The organism is Sulfolobus acidocaldarius SUSAZ (assembly GCA_000508305.1).
Classification (GTDB): Archaea; Thermoproteota; Thermoprotei_A; order Sulfolobales; family Sulfolobaceae; genus Sulfolobus; species Sulfolobus acidocaldarius_A.
This window is the reverse complement of record CP006977.1, coordinates 1,803,474-1,820,611: the sequence shown is the minus strand read 5'-3', so window position 1 is coordinate 1,820,611 and position 17,138 is coordinate 1,803,474. Positions and strand designations below refer to the sequence as shown.

General features: G+C 37.2%; 16 protein-coding genes and 1 pseudogene. 13 read left to right on the top strand and 4 right to left on the bottom strand.

Translation table 11 applies throughout. The features are described from left to right. Nucleotides 1–40: 40 nt before the first annotated feature. The 6 genes from SUSAZ_10115 to SUSAZ_10090 all read left to right on the top strand — a co-directional run bounded on the left by SUSAZ_10115 (nucleotide 41) and on the right by SUSAZ_10090 (nucleotide 4,922). Nucleotides 41–760, top strand: coding sequence for a phosphoadenosine phosphosulfate reductase (locus SUSAZ_10115; GenBank protein AHC52212.1), 720 nt, complete (start codon nucleotides 41–43; stop codon nucleotides 758–760). A 6-nt stretch (nucleotides 761–766) separates the two neighbouring features. Continuing rightward, nucleotides 767–2,665 carry a nitrite reductase gene (locus SUSAZ_10110; GenBank protein ID AHC52211.1) on the top strand — a complete coding sequence of 633 codons (1,899 nt, stop codon included), beginning with the start codon at nucleotides 767–769 and terminating at the stop codon, nucleotides 2,663–2,665. Further along, nucleotides 2,655–3,350, top strand: coding sequence for a uroporphyrin-III C-methyltransferase (locus SUSAZ_10105; GenBank protein ID AHC52210.1), 696 nt, complete (start codon nucleotides 2,655–2,657; stop codon nucleotides 3,348–3,350). The genes SUSAZ_10110 and SUSAZ_10105 overlap by 11 nt, the downstream gene beginning before the upstream one ends. 51 nt (nucleotides 3,351–3,401) lie before the next feature. Then, nucleotides 3,402–3,668 carry a hypothetical protein gene (locus SUSAZ_10100; protein AHC52209.1) on the top strand — a complete coding sequence of 89 codons (267 nt, stop codon included), beginning with the start codon at nucleotides 3,402–3,404 and terminating at the stop codon, nucleotides 3,666–3,668. Between the two features lie 130 nt (nucleotides 3,669–3,798). Beyond that, nucleotides 3,799–4,677, top strand: a complete 879-nt coding sequence (locus SUSAZ_10095) for a thiosulfate sulfurtransferase (GenBank protein AHC52208.1) — start codon at nucleotides 3,799–3,801, stop codon at nucleotides 4,675–4,677. Next, nucleotides 4,674–4,922, top strand: a complete 249-nt coding sequence (locus SUSAZ_10090) for a hypothetical protein (protein AHC52207.1) — start codon at nucleotides 4,674–4,676, stop codon at nucleotides 4,920–4,922. Before SUSAZ_10095 ends, SUSAZ_10090 begins: the two co-directional genes overlap by 4 nt. Nucleotides 4,923–5,017: 95 nt before the next feature. On the opposite strand, the gene SUSAZ_10085 is transcribed toward SUSAZ_10090, so the two are convergent. Continuing rightward, complete coding sequence (locus SUSAZ_10085) at nucleotides 5,018–6,136, bottom strand: mandelate racemase (protein AHC52206.1); 1,119 nt, start codon at nucleotides 6,134–6,136, stop codon at nucleotides 5,018–5,020. 309 nt (nucleotides 6,137–6,445) lie between these two features. On the opposite strand from SUSAZ_10085, the gene SUSAZ_10080 reads away from it, so the two are divergent. Both SUSAZ_10080 and SUSAZ_10075 read left to right on the top strand, forming a co-directional pair. Next, nucleotides 6,446–6,823, top strand: a complete 378-nt coding sequence (locus SUSAZ_10080) for a hypothetical protein (GenBank protein ID AHC52205.1) — start codon at nucleotides 6,446–6,448, stop codon at nucleotides 6,821–6,823. Further along, entirely contained in the window at nucleotides 6,780–7,139 is a 360-nt protein-coding gene (locus tag SUSAZ_10075) for a hypothetical protein (protein AHC52204.1), read from the top strand. The genes SUSAZ_10080 and SUSAZ_10075 overlap by 44 nt, the downstream gene beginning before the upstream one ends. 267 nt (nucleotides 7,140–7,406) lie before the next feature. Here SUSAZ_10075 and SUSAZ_10070 read toward each other — a convergent pair whose 3' ends face one another. Then, entirely contained in the window at nucleotides 7,407–8,207 is an 801-nt protein-coding gene (locus tag SUSAZ_10070) for a hypothetical protein (GenBank protein ID AHC52641.1), read from the bottom strand. Between the two features lie 76 nt (nucleotides 8,208–8,283). Here SUSAZ_10070 and SUSAZ_10065 point away from each other — a divergent pair, with 76 nt between their 5' ends. From SUSAZ_10065 to SUSAZ_10055, 3 genes are all read left to right on the top strand, one after another. Continuing rightward, a complete protein-coding gene (locus SUSAZ_10065) occupies nucleotides 8,284–8,457 on the top strand; it encodes a hypothetical protein (protein ID AHC52640.1) in 174 nt (57 codons plus the stop codon). 393 nt (nucleotides 8,458–8,850) lie between these two features. After that, a complete protein-coding gene (locus SUSAZ_10060; protein ID AHC52203.1) occupies nucleotides 8,851–9,078 on the top strand; it encodes an AbrB family transcriptional regulator in 228 nt (75 codons plus the stop codon). Next, the gene (locus SUSAZ_10055) at nucleotides 9,038–9,478 is read left to right on the top strand and encodes a VapC-type toxin (protein ID AHC52202.1); all 441 of its coding nucleotides are present in this window, start codon (nucleotides 9,038–9,040) and stop codon (nucleotides 9,476–9,478) included. Before SUSAZ_10060 ends, SUSAZ_10055 begins: the two co-directional genes overlap by 41 nt. Before the next feature lie 723 nt (nucleotides 9,479–10,201). On the opposite strand, the gene SUSAZ_10050 is transcribed toward SUSAZ_10055, so the two are convergent. Continuing rightward, nucleotides 10,202–11,515: an isocitrate lyase gene (locus SUSAZ_10050; protein ID AHC52201.1), complete on the bottom strand. Its 1,314-nt coding sequence runs from the start codon at nucleotides 11,513–11,515 to the stop codon at nucleotides 10,202–10,204. Nucleotides 11,516–12,000: 485 nt separating this feature from the next. Further along, complete coding sequence (locus SUSAZ_10045) at nucleotides 12,001–14,475, bottom strand: malate synthase (protein AHC52200.1); 2,475 nt, start codon at nucleotides 14,473–14,475, stop codon at nucleotides 12,001–12,003. A 281-nt stretch (nucleotides 14,476–14,756) separates the two neighbouring features. On the opposite strand from SUSAZ_10045, the gene SUSAZ_10040 reads away from it, so the two are divergent. Both SUSAZ_10040 and SUSAZ_10035 read left to right on the top strand, forming a co-directional pair. Continuing rightward, nucleotides 14,757–14,915: a hypothetical protein gene (locus SUSAZ_10040; protein ID AHC52639.1), complete on the top strand. Its 159-nt coding sequence runs from the start codon at nucleotides 14,757–14,759 to the stop codon at nucleotides 14,913–14,915. A gap of 358 nt (nucleotides 14,916–15,273) precedes the next feature. Further along, nucleotides 15,274–17,124, top strand: a pseudogene (locus tag SUSAZ_10035) (amino acid permease). The last annotated feature ends 14 nt before the right edge of the window (nucleotides 17,125–17,138 follow it).

The following is a 17,138-nucleotide window of genomic DNA, read 5'->3' as shown; positions in this document are numbered from 1 at the left end:
AAATTTAAACTACACTATTTTATCAGTAGTCGTTTGTAGTATGTTTAACCAGAAAGAGATCGAGGAACTAAATAATCACTTTGAGAATAGTGAACCTTTAGAAGTATTAAGATGGAGTATTCATGAGTTTTATCCAAGGATTGCACTAGCCTGTAGTTTACAGGCAGAGGATATTGTAATTCTGGATATAATGAATCAAATTGCCGATAAGCCTATAATTTTCATTATAGATACGGGAAGATTAAACCAAGAGACATATAATCTTATTGACGAATTAAGAACTAAGTATCCAAAGACTGAAATTAGGATATATTTTCCTGATAAAGAAGACGTTGAAGATATGGTGAATAGATATGGCGTTAATTTATTTTACAAGAGTGTAGAGTTTAGGAAGCTCTGTTGTGAGGTAAGAAAAGTTAAACCTCTACAAAGGGCTTTAAAGGGTTTAGATGCTTGGATAACGGGGCTTAGGAGAGAGCAGAATGTGACCAGAACTAAAATCAAAAAGATAGAGGTAGATGAGGTGAACGGTGGTATAATAAAAATCAATCCTTTAGCTGACTGGACATGGGAGCAAGTGTGGGAGTATATTAAGAGGAATAATTTGCCCTATAACAAGCTTTATGACATGGGCTATAAGAGCATAGGTTGTGAACCCTGTACTAGGGCTGTCAAGTCATGGGAGCATCCTAGAGCAGGAAGGTGGTGGTGGGAGCAGTCAGGAGATAAGGAATGTGGTTTGCATTTCAGGGAGAGGTGAACTAACATTCCTATCGAACCCCAATTTAAAACAGATCCAGGGAACTACTCTGAAGAAGAGAAGATAAAAGCTAAAACTAGGGGTCTAAAAGAAGATACCATAAACGTTAAGAACGCTCTTAAAAATTTGACGAGAGAGGATCTAGAGAATGAAGTGTCCCTAATAGCCAAAAGCTTTGGTATTTATGTGGAGTTCCACAGGGAGAAGGCTAGGATCAGTCAGGTTAAAGACTGGATCTACATGATAAGGGTTTCAATACCTGGAGGAGGTCCAATATCCTCTAGGCAATGGAGAATGTTCGATGACATAGCAAATAAGTATACTATTAGTGATGCTTACACTGCGTTCAATCAACCCAGTATAAAGTTAACAACAAGGCAAGATATACAGTTTCATCATGTTAAGAAGAGAGATTTAGTAAATGCGATTAGGGAGATAGCAGAGACAGGATACTTTACGCTTAACGGCTGTGGAGATAACGTAAGGAACACTGTAGGTTGCCCCATATCTAGTTACTATGGGATATTCAATTCCAACGATTTAGCACGTAAGATAGCTAGATATTTTAGACTTCCGTCTAATCTGTACATCCAAGTTTTTGAATTAAGTGAAGAGGCATCATCAACTTTACGAGAGGAAAATCCTGAGGGACACTACGAATATGCAGATAACTTGCTACCTAGGAAGTTCAAAATAGGAATTGCTGGAATAATGAAAATAGGAGAAGATTATTATGTGGATGACTGTATAGAAGCTAAATCCAACGACATTGGAATAGTCCCCCTTGTCTCCAGAAGTGGAAAGATAGATAAATATCAGTTATATGTTGGTGGAGGAATGGGCGAGAATAATGGTTATCCGACATTTTCTGCTTTAGCACTTCCTTTGGGTACGGTAAGCGAGGACGACCTATTGAAAGTTTTAGACTCTATAGTTAGGATACAACAGGATTGGGGGGACAGGAAGAATAGGCATTGGGCTAGGTTGAAATACGTTGTTCATAAATTTGGAATTATTTGGATGAGAGAGAGAATAAAGGAATATAGTGGTGTGGAATTAGGCCCAGTAGTTAAGGTGAATCTAATAAGGGATTTACACTTGGGTTGGCAAAAATTTGGAGATAAATGGATTTTTGGTATCTTTGTAGAGAATGGTAGACTCATAGATAACCAAAACGGTAGAATTAAATCAATGGTAAGATATATCGCTGATAAATTTGAGAACCTTAAGTTCTTTATCACTCCAAACCAGCATTTAATTATTTCGGAAATATCAGATGAGGACAAACATGAAATAGAAAACATTTTGAGGGAATTTGGTTATGGTTTAAGGAATGGCAAACCTTACTCGAAATTAAGAACTATTTCAAGTGCGTGTGTAGGTTTTCCGACGTGTAAGATGTCCTTTACAGATTCTGAGAGATTTCTACCCAAACTTATTGACGAATTAGAGGGGAGAGGATGGGGTAATAGTGATGTATCCATTGGTGTCTCTGGTTGTGTAGCACAATGTTCCAGACCCGCGTTACATCCAATAGGATGGATTGGCAGTGGGTATGAGCTATATATGCTTAAGATTGGTGGGGACAAGGAAAGAGTGGGGGAACCTCTAATTGACCACAACGAGAACGTAATTTACCTATATCAAGTTCCAGCAAGTAGATTAGCAGATGTGAATGTGGCGTTATTCCAGCTCTATGAGATGAATAAAGATTTAGGAAAGACTCCCGGTGAGGTATTTAGGAAACTAGGTAACGATAAAATAATTGAGTGGTTGAAGTCTCATGAAAAGGTCAAAGACCTAATGAAACCACATAAGTTTGATAAAAAAGTTGAGGGATATACTGAGTACCATAAGCTCCTATCCATGAGACTTGAGGAGGTGAGCAAGTTCAGTGAGTCTTAAAAAGAAAGTAATTGTAATTGGTGCAGGTCCTGGAGATCCTGAGCTATTAACCCTGAAAGGTTTAAAGTGTTTACAGGCGGCAGACGTTGTAATATATGATAAGTTGACTATTCAGGCTGTAATTTATGCTAGGGAAAACAGCGTAAAGTACATGTTGTCTTCTGACGAAGATGAAATTGAAGTGATTAGAAGGTATCTAAGAGGATATGACGTTATTGTAAGGCTAAAAAATGGGGATCCATACGTATTTGGTAGAGGTCCTCAATTATGTTACAACATGATTGCTGAGGGAATTCAGTGCGAAGTTATACCTGGAGTTTCTGCAGTAAACTCAGTTCCAGCTTATGCTGGTATACCTTTAACCTCGAATGGTTTCTCTGACATGGTTACGGTTCTTTCAGGGGTCACAGAGGGAGGAAACTTATTTGACTTCAGTAAAGTCCCAGATAAAGGGACATTAGTTGTATTAATGGCTGGTAAAAGATTGGAAGAGGTAAGTAAGGGTCTGATGTCAAGGAGATCATCTTTAGATGACGTTGCAGTAGTAGAGCATGGAACATATGTTGACCAAAGGGTTAGCGTGATGAAGTTGAAGGATTTAGTTAATGTTAGACCTTCTTCTCCGTCAATGTTGATATTAGGAGACGTTGTTAAAATGAGAAGCTTGTTATGGAAATTTTCTTAAAGTGAAGTTTAAAATCAAAAGATATTTAGTCTCTTCAGACAAGTTACTAGTATGACATGGAAATTAAAGGATAATAAAATTCTTTCTACCCCGACTGAGAGTAAAGGGTGTACGGTAGACGAGGTAATTGATAAGTTAAGGACGAAGTATAAGGGAAAGATAGACGATCAAATCCTTGTTGGTATTACCTACGATGTTCTTATTAAACATATGACCGAGAAGAAGATCAGTTTGGATGAGATAAGGAGAAAGTATAGTAGTGTTAGTAATATTGACGAGGTAATTAATGAAGTTCTGGTTTTAGCCAAAGGCAAATAATAACATAAGATTACTTTCAATGGTTAAGGTAGATAAAGGCTGAAATTTTTAGAAAAGATACAATATTTCCTAGACTTGCACATTTCTTAAAGGATTTAAACTCAGGACTAAATATTTATACTTGATCAGTATGACACAAACTACAACACAAGTAATAGTAGATTATAAATGGGTTTTAGATCATCAAAAGGATCCTAAAGTTAGGATAGCAGAGGTAGACTATGATCCAAGTACTGCATACAATGTTTGGCACATTCCTGGAGCTGTACTAATTAGGTGGAGGGAGGATCTCAGACACCCAGTTGTAAGAGACTTTATTGAGCCCTCTCAATTTGAAGAACTAATGGAATCAAAGGGGATAAACAACGACACAACTATTGTGCTTTACGGGGACTATAACAACTGGTTTGCTGTTTACGCATTCTGGCTATTCAAGGCTTACGGTCATGATGATGTAAGAGTGCTTAACGGAGGGAGAACCAAATGGGCGAAAGAAGGCTTACCAACTGAGCAAGGACCTAAGGAGCCACAATATCCTAAGGGTAGTTATAAGGTGAAGAAAGTCGATTGGGGTAGCCATAGAGCGTTCTTCTGGGAACTGTTACAGAGATTGAATAAAGGTGAGATTGGTAAATCACTAGTGTTAGTAGATGTTAGATCTCCAAAGGAATTTACAGGTGAGATAAGGGCACCACCAGAGTATGCTGATGAGCAAACCCAAGTTGGAGGTCACATACCAGGTGCTGCAAATATTCCATGGGCTCAGGCTGTGAATCCTGAGACCGGTGAGTTTAAGTCAGTGGACGAGTTAAAGAAAATATATCAAAATGCTGGTATAACACCTGAGAAGGAAGTTATAACTTACTGTAGAATAGGGGAAAGAGCTGCCCACACTTGGTTTGTGTTAAAGTACATACTGGGATATCCAGCAGTCAGAGTATATGACGGGTCATGGGCTGAATGGGGTAATGTTGTGGGTTCACCAGTGAAGAAAGGATCTGAACCATGAGAATAATAGAGACCGTAAAGTTGGATAAAATAGACAGTTGTGGAAGTAAAAGCCCCTTAATGATAATGCTAACAGCTATAAAAAAGATCCAGGAGTGTGGAGAGGCAGTAGAGATACTTATGAATGACTATGACTGGTATGTTAGCCTAAAATACATCTTACAGGTAAATGATCTTAACCTCAAGATAGAGGATAAAGGTAAAGAAAATGGTTTCATGAAAGTTGATGTAGTAAGAGAATGTTAATTTTTCCTTTCTCTCTTTCTTCCTTTTTTCTTCCTTCTTTTCTCCTTTAGACTGCTTTTCGTACATTACTGTTTCCGATCCTCAGTACTAAAATCTCATTCTACTTCATATTTTTTTATTGCCTCATCACTTACCTCTAGTCCTAGACCTCCACCCTCTGGTAGAATAGCGTAACCATCTTCTATTGTTATCTTGTTCTTTGTAATAGCAAAAAGTACATCATTGAACCACCACAGTGGATCCAAGGGAGTTTCTATATACTTTGTCAGAGATTCAGGTAGAGAGGCCGATAAGTGAAGGTTAGCCACCCAACCCATTCCTGGATCCCATGCATGTGGTAAGAATTCCAAGTTATGGCTCTCAGCTAAAGAGGCAACAACTCTACATTCTCTTATACCGTTTGAGTAAACGGCATCAGCCTGAATTATATCGAGAGCCTTAGAATCCACAAATGCCTTAAACCTACTCAAATCATATTCCAGTTCTCCCCCGCTGATCTTGATATTACTTCTCTCTCTCAGCCATCTATATCCCTCTATATCCTCCCTGTAAAGGGGTTCCTCAAGCCACTCCACATGGTACTCCTCCAGCTCTTTAGCGACCTTAAGCGCTGTCATTCTATCCCAGTATGGTGGAGTGAAACTCCATGCTTGATTAGCATCTACTGCTATTCTTATACTATCGCCAAATGTCTTCCTTATTTCTCTCAGGAGTGCCAAATCGTCCTTTATAGAATTTCTCCTAAACCTTATTTTCACAATGTCAATTCCCTTACTATAATAATCATTTATTAAGTCAATAGTTTCCTTTACATCCATTAATCTCCCGGTACTAGCATATACCTTTACTTTCTTCCTCTTTCCTCCTAACATTTTATATAGAGGTAACTGATTACTTTTAGCTATTAAGTCCCAAATAGCAACTTCTAATGCACCAGTCCTTTGTATTAGCCATGAGCCTATTTGTAAGAATCTATCGGGTATTAATTCAAGGTCTATCTGAAGATTAACCAAAAGTGGTCTCACATAGGTGTTTATAAATGCTTTGTACGTACTTCCAAGCTCTATGGCTGAATAACCTTTTACTCCATTTTCCCCTTTTAGCTCTATTAGACTGAACGTATAATCTTGATGGGGTAAAGGCTCCCATGAAAACTGTATTGGTTCAGGTAAGGGTACCTTAAGTACGTGAACCTTGACATCTTTTACCTTCATAATTTATGATCAAATTTTAACATATTTATTTTTATGAGTATACGTGGTAATGTAGGTTATGTCACCATAATTTACACATGATAATCGATATTACTGATTTATGTTGATGAGATATGATTACTGTATTTTTATTTACGAAATGAGGAAAGCTTCACCTTCAGGGCGGGGAGGAAGTCAGCTAGGTTTAGAACTTCAATGCTGTAGACGAATATGATTTTAGAAGTAGATATGATAAATACACATACTAGGACCGTAAAATGTAATTTATAATTTATAAAGTATATAATAATAATTGATGGAGTGGATACTATGCTAAAGCTAAGAACTTCAGCTGATGTATACTTGGAGGAGGCTGATGAGTTGTTGTCTAGGGGTGATGTTGTTCAGGCTTCTGAGAAGTATTATAAGGCTGCTGAGGAGTCAATAAAAATCCTATCAAGTGTTTTAGAGCTCGAAGTCATCAATAAGACCAATAATGAAGGATGGAGTGGAGAGCTATTGAACAAGTGTGTTTTCTCGTTATCGTCAATCTTAGGGAAGTGGATTATCGAGAGCTGGGGATCGGCGATCGCACTTATAACTGTAAACATGGACAGCCAACAGGTTAAAGCTTATAGAGAAAATATTGTAAAATTAGTACAGGTTGCTGACGAAAGACTCAATAACAAAGTTGCTAAAAGAAGCTGATGAGTTGTTGTCTAGGGGTGATGTTGTTCAGGCTTCTGAGAAGTATTATAAGGCTGCTGAGGAGTCAATAAAAATCCTATCCTTAAAAAATAATGTAAGCGTAGTCAGAAGAGTTAAGTCATTAAATCATTGGACATCTAAGCTCTATTTCGAGGCTGTCAGTGAGCTGGAGAAATTCTATAGTAGTATATCGTCCTTATGGTTATCAGCCTGGATATTACATATAGAAGGTTTCCATGAAGTTAATCTCTCCCAAGATCAAGTTAGGTTGCTAAGGGAGGATGTAATAAGGTTAGTTAATTTAGCTCTTGTATAATTGGTGAAACTTCAAATTAAACAATTATCTTAAACTTTGATTCTCCTTACCTTGAATTTTTATCTCCTCAAACACATTACGCTTCAACATGTTTATTATCAGGAGGAATCTTAGAGTTAGGTCACTTATTCGTAAGTTAACTATAAAGCCTTATACGAGATTTCATTCATTTTCTTTAACCTTGGCTAATATAAGTAGTTTTGTCTCGTTCATCACATCTAATTATCTAAAAATCTATTGGATGGATCACAAGAAAAAGAATATCTCTCATTGTTCCATATTCTCCAGCACAGCCATAATAGCGTCATCAGACGACATTCTATAGACCTTTAGTTCAGCATTACCTGTCAATGCAAATAGTTTTGCTATTGCTTCCCTATATACATAGACCTTACCTGATATGGTCAACTTAGCGTTTACAATGTCCCCGTTACTTATCTTTCCTACCATTTTGAAGTCATCTCCCTTCAAGACAAAGAATGTATTATTGAATTTCATTAAACCTCTAAGTTTCGCTATCAACTCATTAACGTCACCACTTGCCTTAGAGATCTCCACAAGGTTATTGTTTATTGACGGACCTAACTTACTAAGGTACCATGAGTAATGTTTAACTAATATATGCTCTGCCATGTTACCGTACCATTTAGCCTTTTTATTGAAGGATTTCCTCTTAAATAGGTCAAAGAAACCAGAACTATACTCTATGCTCATTTTCCCTATTACATTGTCATCTTTAACATCGAAGTTAATCTCCAAGCTCAACTGTTCATCGTCTGTATGTCCTGAGTAAGCTACAGTATTTGAATTAACTTGAGGACCTTGAAGAACACCATTTAAACAATATAATATACCTGACTCATCTTGGTAAAGAAAAGCTATCTTATATTTATCTCCAGGGTTATTAGCATCAGCCTGAGGCACAAAATCATTTAAAGTTGTATCAAAAATCTTGTATATTGATATGTGACCAGATATACCCACGAAAAGATGTGCATCAGTTAATAAGTTCATTATTGAAGACCTGTCAGCCCTAATCGGAATCTCTTTTACGTACTCTTCTTTCATAAGTGCAGGATAACTTTTGTGCTTATAAACTTTTTTTAAAAAAAGTTAAACATATAGATTTTTTGAATTTTCTAGAATGCAGTCTAATCTTGTAGCTTTTTGTTCTACTTGGACGAATTGTTCTGCTTCAGTTGATCCTTTCATTGCTGTTGTTGATGCGTTTCCTCCTGAGGCTATTGTTAGTACTAGGTCGAAGTATTCGGTTCCTACTTCTCTTTGGTGGCTTACTGCAGTATATCCTTCCCTTTGAGCTTGGAACTCTAACCCCCATAATCAAAGGTAACTACAAAAAGTAATGAATAAAACTAAAAGAATCACATTTCATCTAGAGAAAGCCTAATTGATATTTAACTATAGTGTGTTGTCTATACAAAATTAGATTATATATTCCTATATACAATACTTTACGTCTCAGACAAGTTTACCTAATTTATTGGTTAATGGCTACAACGGCCTATTCACACAAAAGTGAAGCCTATGAGATCTTCTTTAAGCATTCGTGCCCACATACCTCGTATGACCATTAAGTGTGTGAAATATATATACTACCCAACACTCAGCTAGGCAATAAGTAAGGTTTTTCAGTCTCAGTGATCCATGTGGTCAGATAATGCTTATTAGTAAGATTTACCAGAATGATCACATGGCAAAAGTTCTAAGAGTGGGGAGGAAATATGCGATATACATACCTAAAGAGATCGTTGACGAAATGAAAATAAAGGAGGGAGATTTACTAGTGGTTACAAGAGAAGGCGATAAAATTACCTTAGTTCCCCTCAAGAGACCAACGGGATATTGGGCAGAAATAGACGCTGATGAGGTAGAAAAGGTTGGAGAAGAAATTACTAGATCATTCGGAATTAATGGTTGATACATCACTTTTACTCCCCTTCTTAGGTATTAAAGTTAGAGGAGTTAACGAAAATTTACTAGAAGGCAAGAACATATACTACCCTTCCTTGATGCTGGTAGAGCTTATTGCAGTTGTAATAAAGGAGGCGAGGAAACTCGGGTTAGGACTAATACCGCAGGACGCAATTAAAGGTCTATCTTATATAAACCATACTGTCAACCTTGTTCTAATGGAGGAACTAGATTTAAATGTTGTATACGATATTGTAAGCAAAGGTTGGAATGATATATTTGACGCTATATTATATTCATCCCACAGTTTTACTAAAATACCTTTAGTTACTCTAGATAGAATGTTCTATGAATTTCTTAACAAGAATAGTTTCGATACCAGGGGAATAATACTTGTAACAAGATAGATGTGTTACTGATTTAATTTCATATATAATATTATTACATTTTCAAACTTTTTTGGTGAATAATCAACATCTCCTCCCCTAAAGGTATATAAAAGTATAAAAACAGTCACGATAGTTAGAGAAAGTCAGATCTGTAGCTAAAGAGCATTTATGTGTTAGTACGTTCGTCTCATCAAGCCATAATATCTATGTATTAGAGTGAGGGGTTTAAAGCTCTAAAACTAAGTCTCAAGCCAGAACTTTCTTACTTATAGCAGAAACATTCCTCCTTCTATGACGATCTGAAACATGTCATTCATGATATAGTTCATATTTGTTCAATGATTTACCTTAACCTTTAGTATCTTATATCCTATAAACGGATTTAGAAGGTGAGGAAAGCCTCGCCCTTCAAGGCGGGGAGGAAGTCAGTCTACTTATCTCATCTCAAAACCGAACTAACTAAGGTTAACTAGACGCTCATTTCCCTACTATTTTAGTTATCATCCTAAATTCTTAGAGGAGTAATTAGAAAATTAGGTAATAATATATGTAGTAATATGCTTAGCTCAGAAAAGTTAATGAATAACATACTTAACCTTTGAAGCGCTATTAGAGCATTAATCACAGGTTTGTATATAAAATTAAGTTAGTTTAGGTCAGTTGAAATAACAACCCAAAATTTTTCAGGAAAGGTTATAAAAATGTAGGGAGAGATCTTGTAAAAAAAGACTAATTAGGCTTTCATTTTCTGGCTTTTTGTTCTACTTGGACGAATTGTTCTGCTTCAGTTGATCCTTTCATTGCTGTTGTTGATGCGTTTCCTCCTGAGGCTATTGTTAGTACTAGGTCGAAGTATTCGGTTCCTACTTCTCTTTGGTGGCTTACTGCAGTATATCCTTCCCTTTGAGCTTGGAACTCCAGCTCCTGTAACCTTACGTAACCTAGCATTCCCTCGTTCTTGTAGGCTCTTGCTAGTGTAAATGTGTGGTAGTTTATCAAGTGCCAGCCTGCTAGGGTTATGAACTGGAACTTGTATCCCATGTCACCTAATTCCTCTATGAACTTACCAATCTTTGAGTCGTCCATAAACTTCTTCCAGTTGAAGGATGGAGATAAGTTATAGGCTAACATTTTTCCTGGGAAGTGAGCGTGAATGGCGTCTGCAAATTGCTTAGCTTCATCTAAGTCTGGACGTGAGGTCTCAAACCATAGTAAGTCAGCATAAGGCGCATAAGCTAATCCCCTTGCGATCGTGTATTCTATACCACCTTTAACCTCATAATAACCTTCGGGAGTTCTTTTTCCAGTCAAGAAGGCAGTATCTCTCTCATCAATATCGTTAGATAAGTATGCAGCATTTAGTGCATCTGTTCTTGCAATTAATATTGTCGGTACACCTAAGACATCTGAAGCCAGTCTGGCTGCATTCAGTACTCTTATGAATGCGCCTGTGGGAATTAATACCTTTCCGCCTAGATGACCACATTTCTTTTCGGAAGCTAACTGATCTTCAAAGTGTACACCAGCAGCACCTGCTTCAATCATAGCCTTTGTTAGTTCAAATGCGTGAATTGGACCACCAAAGCCAGCCTCTGCATCAGCCACGATAGGTAATAGATAGTCTACATCACGTTTTCCTTCACTCCATGATATTTGGTCTGCTCTTAATAACGCGTTATTTAATCTCCTAATCAGGTTCGGTACGCTATTAGAGGGGTATAAGCTTAAGTCAGGATAAGTTTGATTTGACAAGTTATTATCTGCGGCGACTTGCCATCCGCTTACATATATAGCCTTTAACCCTGCTTTTGCCATTTCCACCGCTTGGGAGCCTGTCAAGGCACCGAAGGTGGCAACATAGGGCTCAGTGTTTAATAACTTCCACAACTTTTGAGCCCCTAATTTTGCTAAAGTGTATTCAATTCTAACAGATCCTCTTAACTTTACTACGTCAGAGGCTGTGTAACTTCTCTTAATTCCTTTCCATCTAGGGTCTTCTGACCACTCCTGTTCAATTCTCCTCGTTTCCTCATTCCATATATCTCTTATATTCAAATTTTGAACCCCAACTATTATATCAATATTTTAATATATAAGTTTTAATTCAAAATGTTTAGATATAAAAGGTATTTTATTGGTTTCTTTTCAGTAAAGAGACGTAAATAAATAAAAACTAGACAATATTCTACGTATTTATAATTGTAGTGTCAAATTTACTTTACGCAAAAATCATTTTTCAAAGACCATCCATAAAATCGAGTTTTATGAGTTATTTTTATGGTAATTTTCCGTTTCATTAGATATATCTAACAAGTAATTTTATACTTTTTAGTCGGCTCTAAAATTGTGTTATTTACATTCTTAGTTTATGCTTATATTTACCTTAAAATCAACTTTAGGGAGAAAAGTGAAAACTTTTCAATTTAAAATCTTTACTTAAAAAATAATTTTGTACTACATTTACAACTTCATTGAAAAACTATTTAGAATTGTTTTCATTTGCAAGTTAAAAAAGAAATATGGGGACACTTTATCCCTACTCATCTATAATCATCGTAGATGTAGTCATATAGTTCCAATACTACTGGATCAAGCTCTCCTCTTTTTACCTTATCTTGAACCATCTCCCTGAACGAGAATATACTGTCCATTACTTTCAACCTCTTCTCTGGATCTAATGGCGAGAGTACAAATAGTATCTTTCCGCTGTTCATTATGTATTTAGGATATAGGAATTGTCTCATTAAAATTTCCATAATAACTGGTGCCATCTCCCTGTCAAATCTCGGTGCAAGCTTTATCAATTCCTCTTCAATCTTTGAAGGTTGAGTGTTAAGCAGTTTACCGATCTTCTCGGCAGCTTCCTTTGCCGACATCTGTCTAAAGGGTCCCGCGTTATATGCCTTTGATATTACATTGTATATCTCTTCAACTACTGAGCTATCATTAGTTTTTCCAAATGTCTCTACCAGTCTATTGGCAACTCTCATGTCCTGCTCCTTGTAAAATTCATTAGTCCAATCGAAATGTAACTTCCATATTTCCTCGAATATATCCTTCACTTTAGTACCTTTGGCAACTTTTAGCACATTCTCTGCAGGGATAACGCCGTCCCTTGTTAATTTAGGAGCTTTAATATATCCTTCTTTTGTAGTTATTGCATCCCTGTTCACCAGGCTCCACAGCCAAGAAGTGAATATCCTGTAAGTAGCTAAATCGTTCATGAACCTCTGCTTAACCTCATAATCGTCTATAGCCGCTGCTAAATTACCATTTAATAGCTGGAAACCGTAATTCGCTGCCATGTAGAATGCATGTTGGACATGTTCAGGCGTAATCTCCCCATCGGGTATGTCATAAAGGGCATTCCATATGCTCTTTCCTCCCCACAACTCCTTATTGTGGAGTAACTTCTCTGGCGTATCAATCATATCTTTAGTTATAACCCAGGGTGTTATCTTGCCATTTTCGTCTATTAAACCTAGTCTCTGGAATAGAGACCTCTCCTCAGGTGTGAGTCCACTGTCAACAGTGGTCATCTTAGTACCCTCTACTGTGACGTACTCAACAGGAGCATCTATCATTTTTTGTAACTCCTCTAAGCTGGCCTTTAAGGGTTTATTTCCAGCCTCAACATAAGCCTCTTCCTTTGTAGCTACCCAACTTTGTCTAAACATGTCATACAGTTTACCTTGGACTTTCCCTTTCAAGATGTCTTCAAGTGTTACCTTCCCTTTAATGTCTCCCACAAAGATAAGTCCTATTAGTCTTTCTCTGAGCTTATCCAGTTTAATTCCTCTCAATGCCTTTAAGTTATATCTATGTCTTTCAAAAGCATCACTTTGAGGATAGAGCATTACAGCAGCCATTCCTCCAACTGGTGCAGCGTCAGCCTCGCCATTTTTTGCTCCTGCAAGTAACATTATTAACGCATTATATTTCTGGTAAGCCATCATGTTCGGCGAAGTCATTGTTATGTTTTGTGGGTCAGGAAGAACCCTCTCCTGTAACCACATCTCGATGAGACTACCTAAGTAATCCCATCTACCATTGTTGGATTTTATTAATCTCTCCCTAAATATCCACAATATAACTGGAAAGTATCTTCCGGCATTAACTTCTTCATATAATAGTGCTAATTTAAGTGTTCCAATAGGTAACCCTAACTTCTCCTCAATTCTTCTGAGTATTTTTTCCACTATCAGAGCTTCTTCAGGTGTCTGTGTTTTAGGTAGGTAGAAGTAGACTCCCGAGCCAGCGTTCCTAAGGCTTATGTAATTATTAAGTGTATAGATTACAGCTGAGACTATAATTGCAGGTACTGGTTTTCCGTCCAATGTGATATCAAAGTCAAGGAGATGTAATCCTGGGAGCCTGTGGAATATAGTAGGCCATTTATCTCTAGGCTTATTCAAAGTGTACGTTTTACCCTTTTCGTAATAAGGATTGGGCGCTTTCCCTGAAAGGAAAAGTTTAACGTTCTTTCTAGCGTCCCAAACGTCAGCGATACTCTTTCCTGATCCATAGGGAGTGTACCAGGCGGGTGAGGCGTCCTCTTCATCTTCCATTGCAGATATTACATCTGTATTTACCTGGTTGTAAGCCCTGCTTAACGGATACCAAGGTCCAGTGATTTCTAGTCCAGGGTTCTTTATAGGATGGGCGTCATTTGGTATAGGTACATGATCATTTAACCTCCACCTTAAACTAGATTGTCTCTGGAGGAAATTATCTATCATTCCTTGGACTATCTCTCTAAAAGTTCTCCTATTACCATCTGCGTCCACAAAAACTTCATCCCATGAGGGAAATGACCCTTTTGATGATACTGAATCCTTTGTCTCTAACCATTTCCTCCTCTTACTAATTACTCTCTTTATCTCATCGGAAAACTCTATCGAAAGTTCCTCTATTAGTCCTTCAACGCTTACAATTCTGTCATTTATAACTTTTTCACCGAAGAGGTCTTTGTAGTTATGATATATTTCATCTGGAATTTTTAATTTGGAGGGCAAAACTATACACCAAGTTTATATTTTATTGCATGTTTTTAAAACTTTACAATACAGTTTTAATCTCACATATACATTGATTGTTTTACTCTTTATCTAATAGGGTTAGAATATTTTAGTGTTTTTAAATTAATAACGATATATCTTTAGATACAAATATTTCCTGTCAAGTATGTAAGACGAATCTACTGAATTCTTACATATATAAGATAAATTAGAGAGTGACTAAGAATCGGCAAGCCTTGTCTTTTAAGGCGGGGTGAGGTTTTTATAGTATCGTTAAGATGTTAAATTTGGTTAAATGGTGCGTGAGGAAACCTATGGAAATGGGTATATTAGTTCAATTAAGTGTCCTCATGCTGAAAAACAATATCCTTGAGTCTCAAGGAGGGTGGAATGAGGGTTTGACCAGAGGGATAGGGGTAAAGTGGCTGAAGACCTAGCCTTTGGTTTACCGCTGGATGTGTGGAGTGGGGTGGGTGATACTCACTAGTTATGAGATGATGAGGGTGAAGGCGGTAAATCATAAACCTGTGAATCGCTCTAAAGGAACCCTTTAGGGCGGGGAGTGGGTCAGCTGAGGAAACATGAATGTAGAAATTTTTTAAAGAAATAGATTTAAACTACACTCTTGAGTTAACCGAAATAGTACAGAATAGATTCCAATTTCAGTGTTTGAATATTGTCATAAAAGGTAAATCTACAGTATTGAATATTTAACCGGTTCTAGGACGTTATGATAAGAATTGAACCACTTGATTTCAGATAATTTTAAAAAAATTTTTACCATGTTAAGAGCTTATGGTAGAAGAGAAGACCCTTAATACAGATAAACAACTTAGAAGAGAGCTAACCTTAATTGATCTGGTATCATTGGCACTAGAAGGGATTATAGGATCTGCTTGGTTATTTTCAGCATTAAGTGCAGTGTCTATCGCTGGACCTTCAGCTGTCCTTTCCTAGGTAATTGGTGGTATATTAATAATATTCATTGGTCTGGCTTATGCTGAATTAGGCACCGCTGTTCCAAGAAGTGATGGAATTGTGAGATATCCTCATTATAGCCATGGAAGTTACGCTGGTTATATGTTAGCTGTATTGTACCTGATATCTGCAGTGACTACTCCTTCAATAGAGGCTGAAGCTGTTATGGAATATCTAGCCTCAATTAGCCCACTCAACTTTCTCACCACATCTGTTAATGGTGTGAATGTACTCACAGTATATGGAATTCTTTTGGCTATTTGCCTAATGGTGGTCTTCTCTTTTGTTAACTATTTCGGAATAAAAGCACTCGGTAAAACTAACACTGATATAACAATATGGAAGTTAATAGTTCCAACTGTAACTTTTATATTACTATTTTTTGCGTTTAATTCAAAGAATTTCGCATCCTATGGTTTCATACCAACTGGTAATTTAAATGGCTTAATAGATGTATTTTATGCAATACCTGCTAGCGGTATAGTATACGCTTATCTAGGATTTAGGCAACCAGTGGAGTATACGCTGGAGAGGCAAAAAATCCTCAAAGGGAAATTGGAAGGGCAATAGTTCTCTCGCTCGCCATAGCCATCATAATTTATACACTACTTCAAATAGCTTTTATTGGAGCATTAAACTGGACCTCAGCAGGTATCTCAACACCAGGTAACTGGACTGCTCTTACTTCTAGCTCATGGGCAAGTGGACCCTTCTATAACGAACTAAAGAATAGTGGAAAAGCTCTAGGTTTAGCGGTATTGGTATATTGGGGTTATGCTCTACTTGTGGACGCGGTAATTTCTCCCAGTGGTACTGGTCTAGTGTATATTGGTACAACCACAAGGACCTTCTACGGAATAGCTGCAGATAAGTACTTTCCAGAGTTCTTCCTAAGACTCAATAAGTACAAAATACCAATCTTCTCTCTCATTGCAACGCTCGTCGTAGGAATACTGTTCTTACTACCATTCCCTAGTTGGTACTTGTTTGTGAATTTTAGTTCATTAGCTACAGTTTTCACTTACGTAATGGGTGGCATAGGTCTACAGACATTGAGAAGAACTGCTCCCGATCTTAGGAGACCAGTGAGGCTAGTGGGAAGTAAGATTATCACGTCAATAGCTACTGTGTCAGCAATGCTGGTGGGATATTGTCAGGTTTTACAACCATATTTTACATACTGACATCCCTGTTCATTCTAGTGCCAATATTCTGGATATATTACGCAGTTAAGGAATTAAATATGAGTGGAGCACTGGGAGTAACTTTAGGACTACTTCAACTCTTATCTAACATGCTCTTAGCTTACTTCGCATACGTAAATGTTTTGAATTCCTCTTATAACTTAATTGGGAGCTTTATAATGTATTTCCTAGGATTTCTTGGAATGTCAATAATCCCTAGCCTAATCGGATATTTAGCTGTTAATGAAAAGGGCAGAAAGTACATAAAAAGCGGTCTTTGGTTCATAGGCATGATTCTGGCAACATATGTTATAAGTTTCATTGGTAATTTTGGACTACTCAGTACACCCCTATAATACCTTTCCCTTATGATACCATACTAGTGGTTATAATAGGGTTGGTATTCCATTACTTAGCAGTTTACAGTGGCTTCAGGACTGAGGAAATTGAAAATATAGTGAGAGAACAGGTACAACAGGATTGATATAAGAACATTCC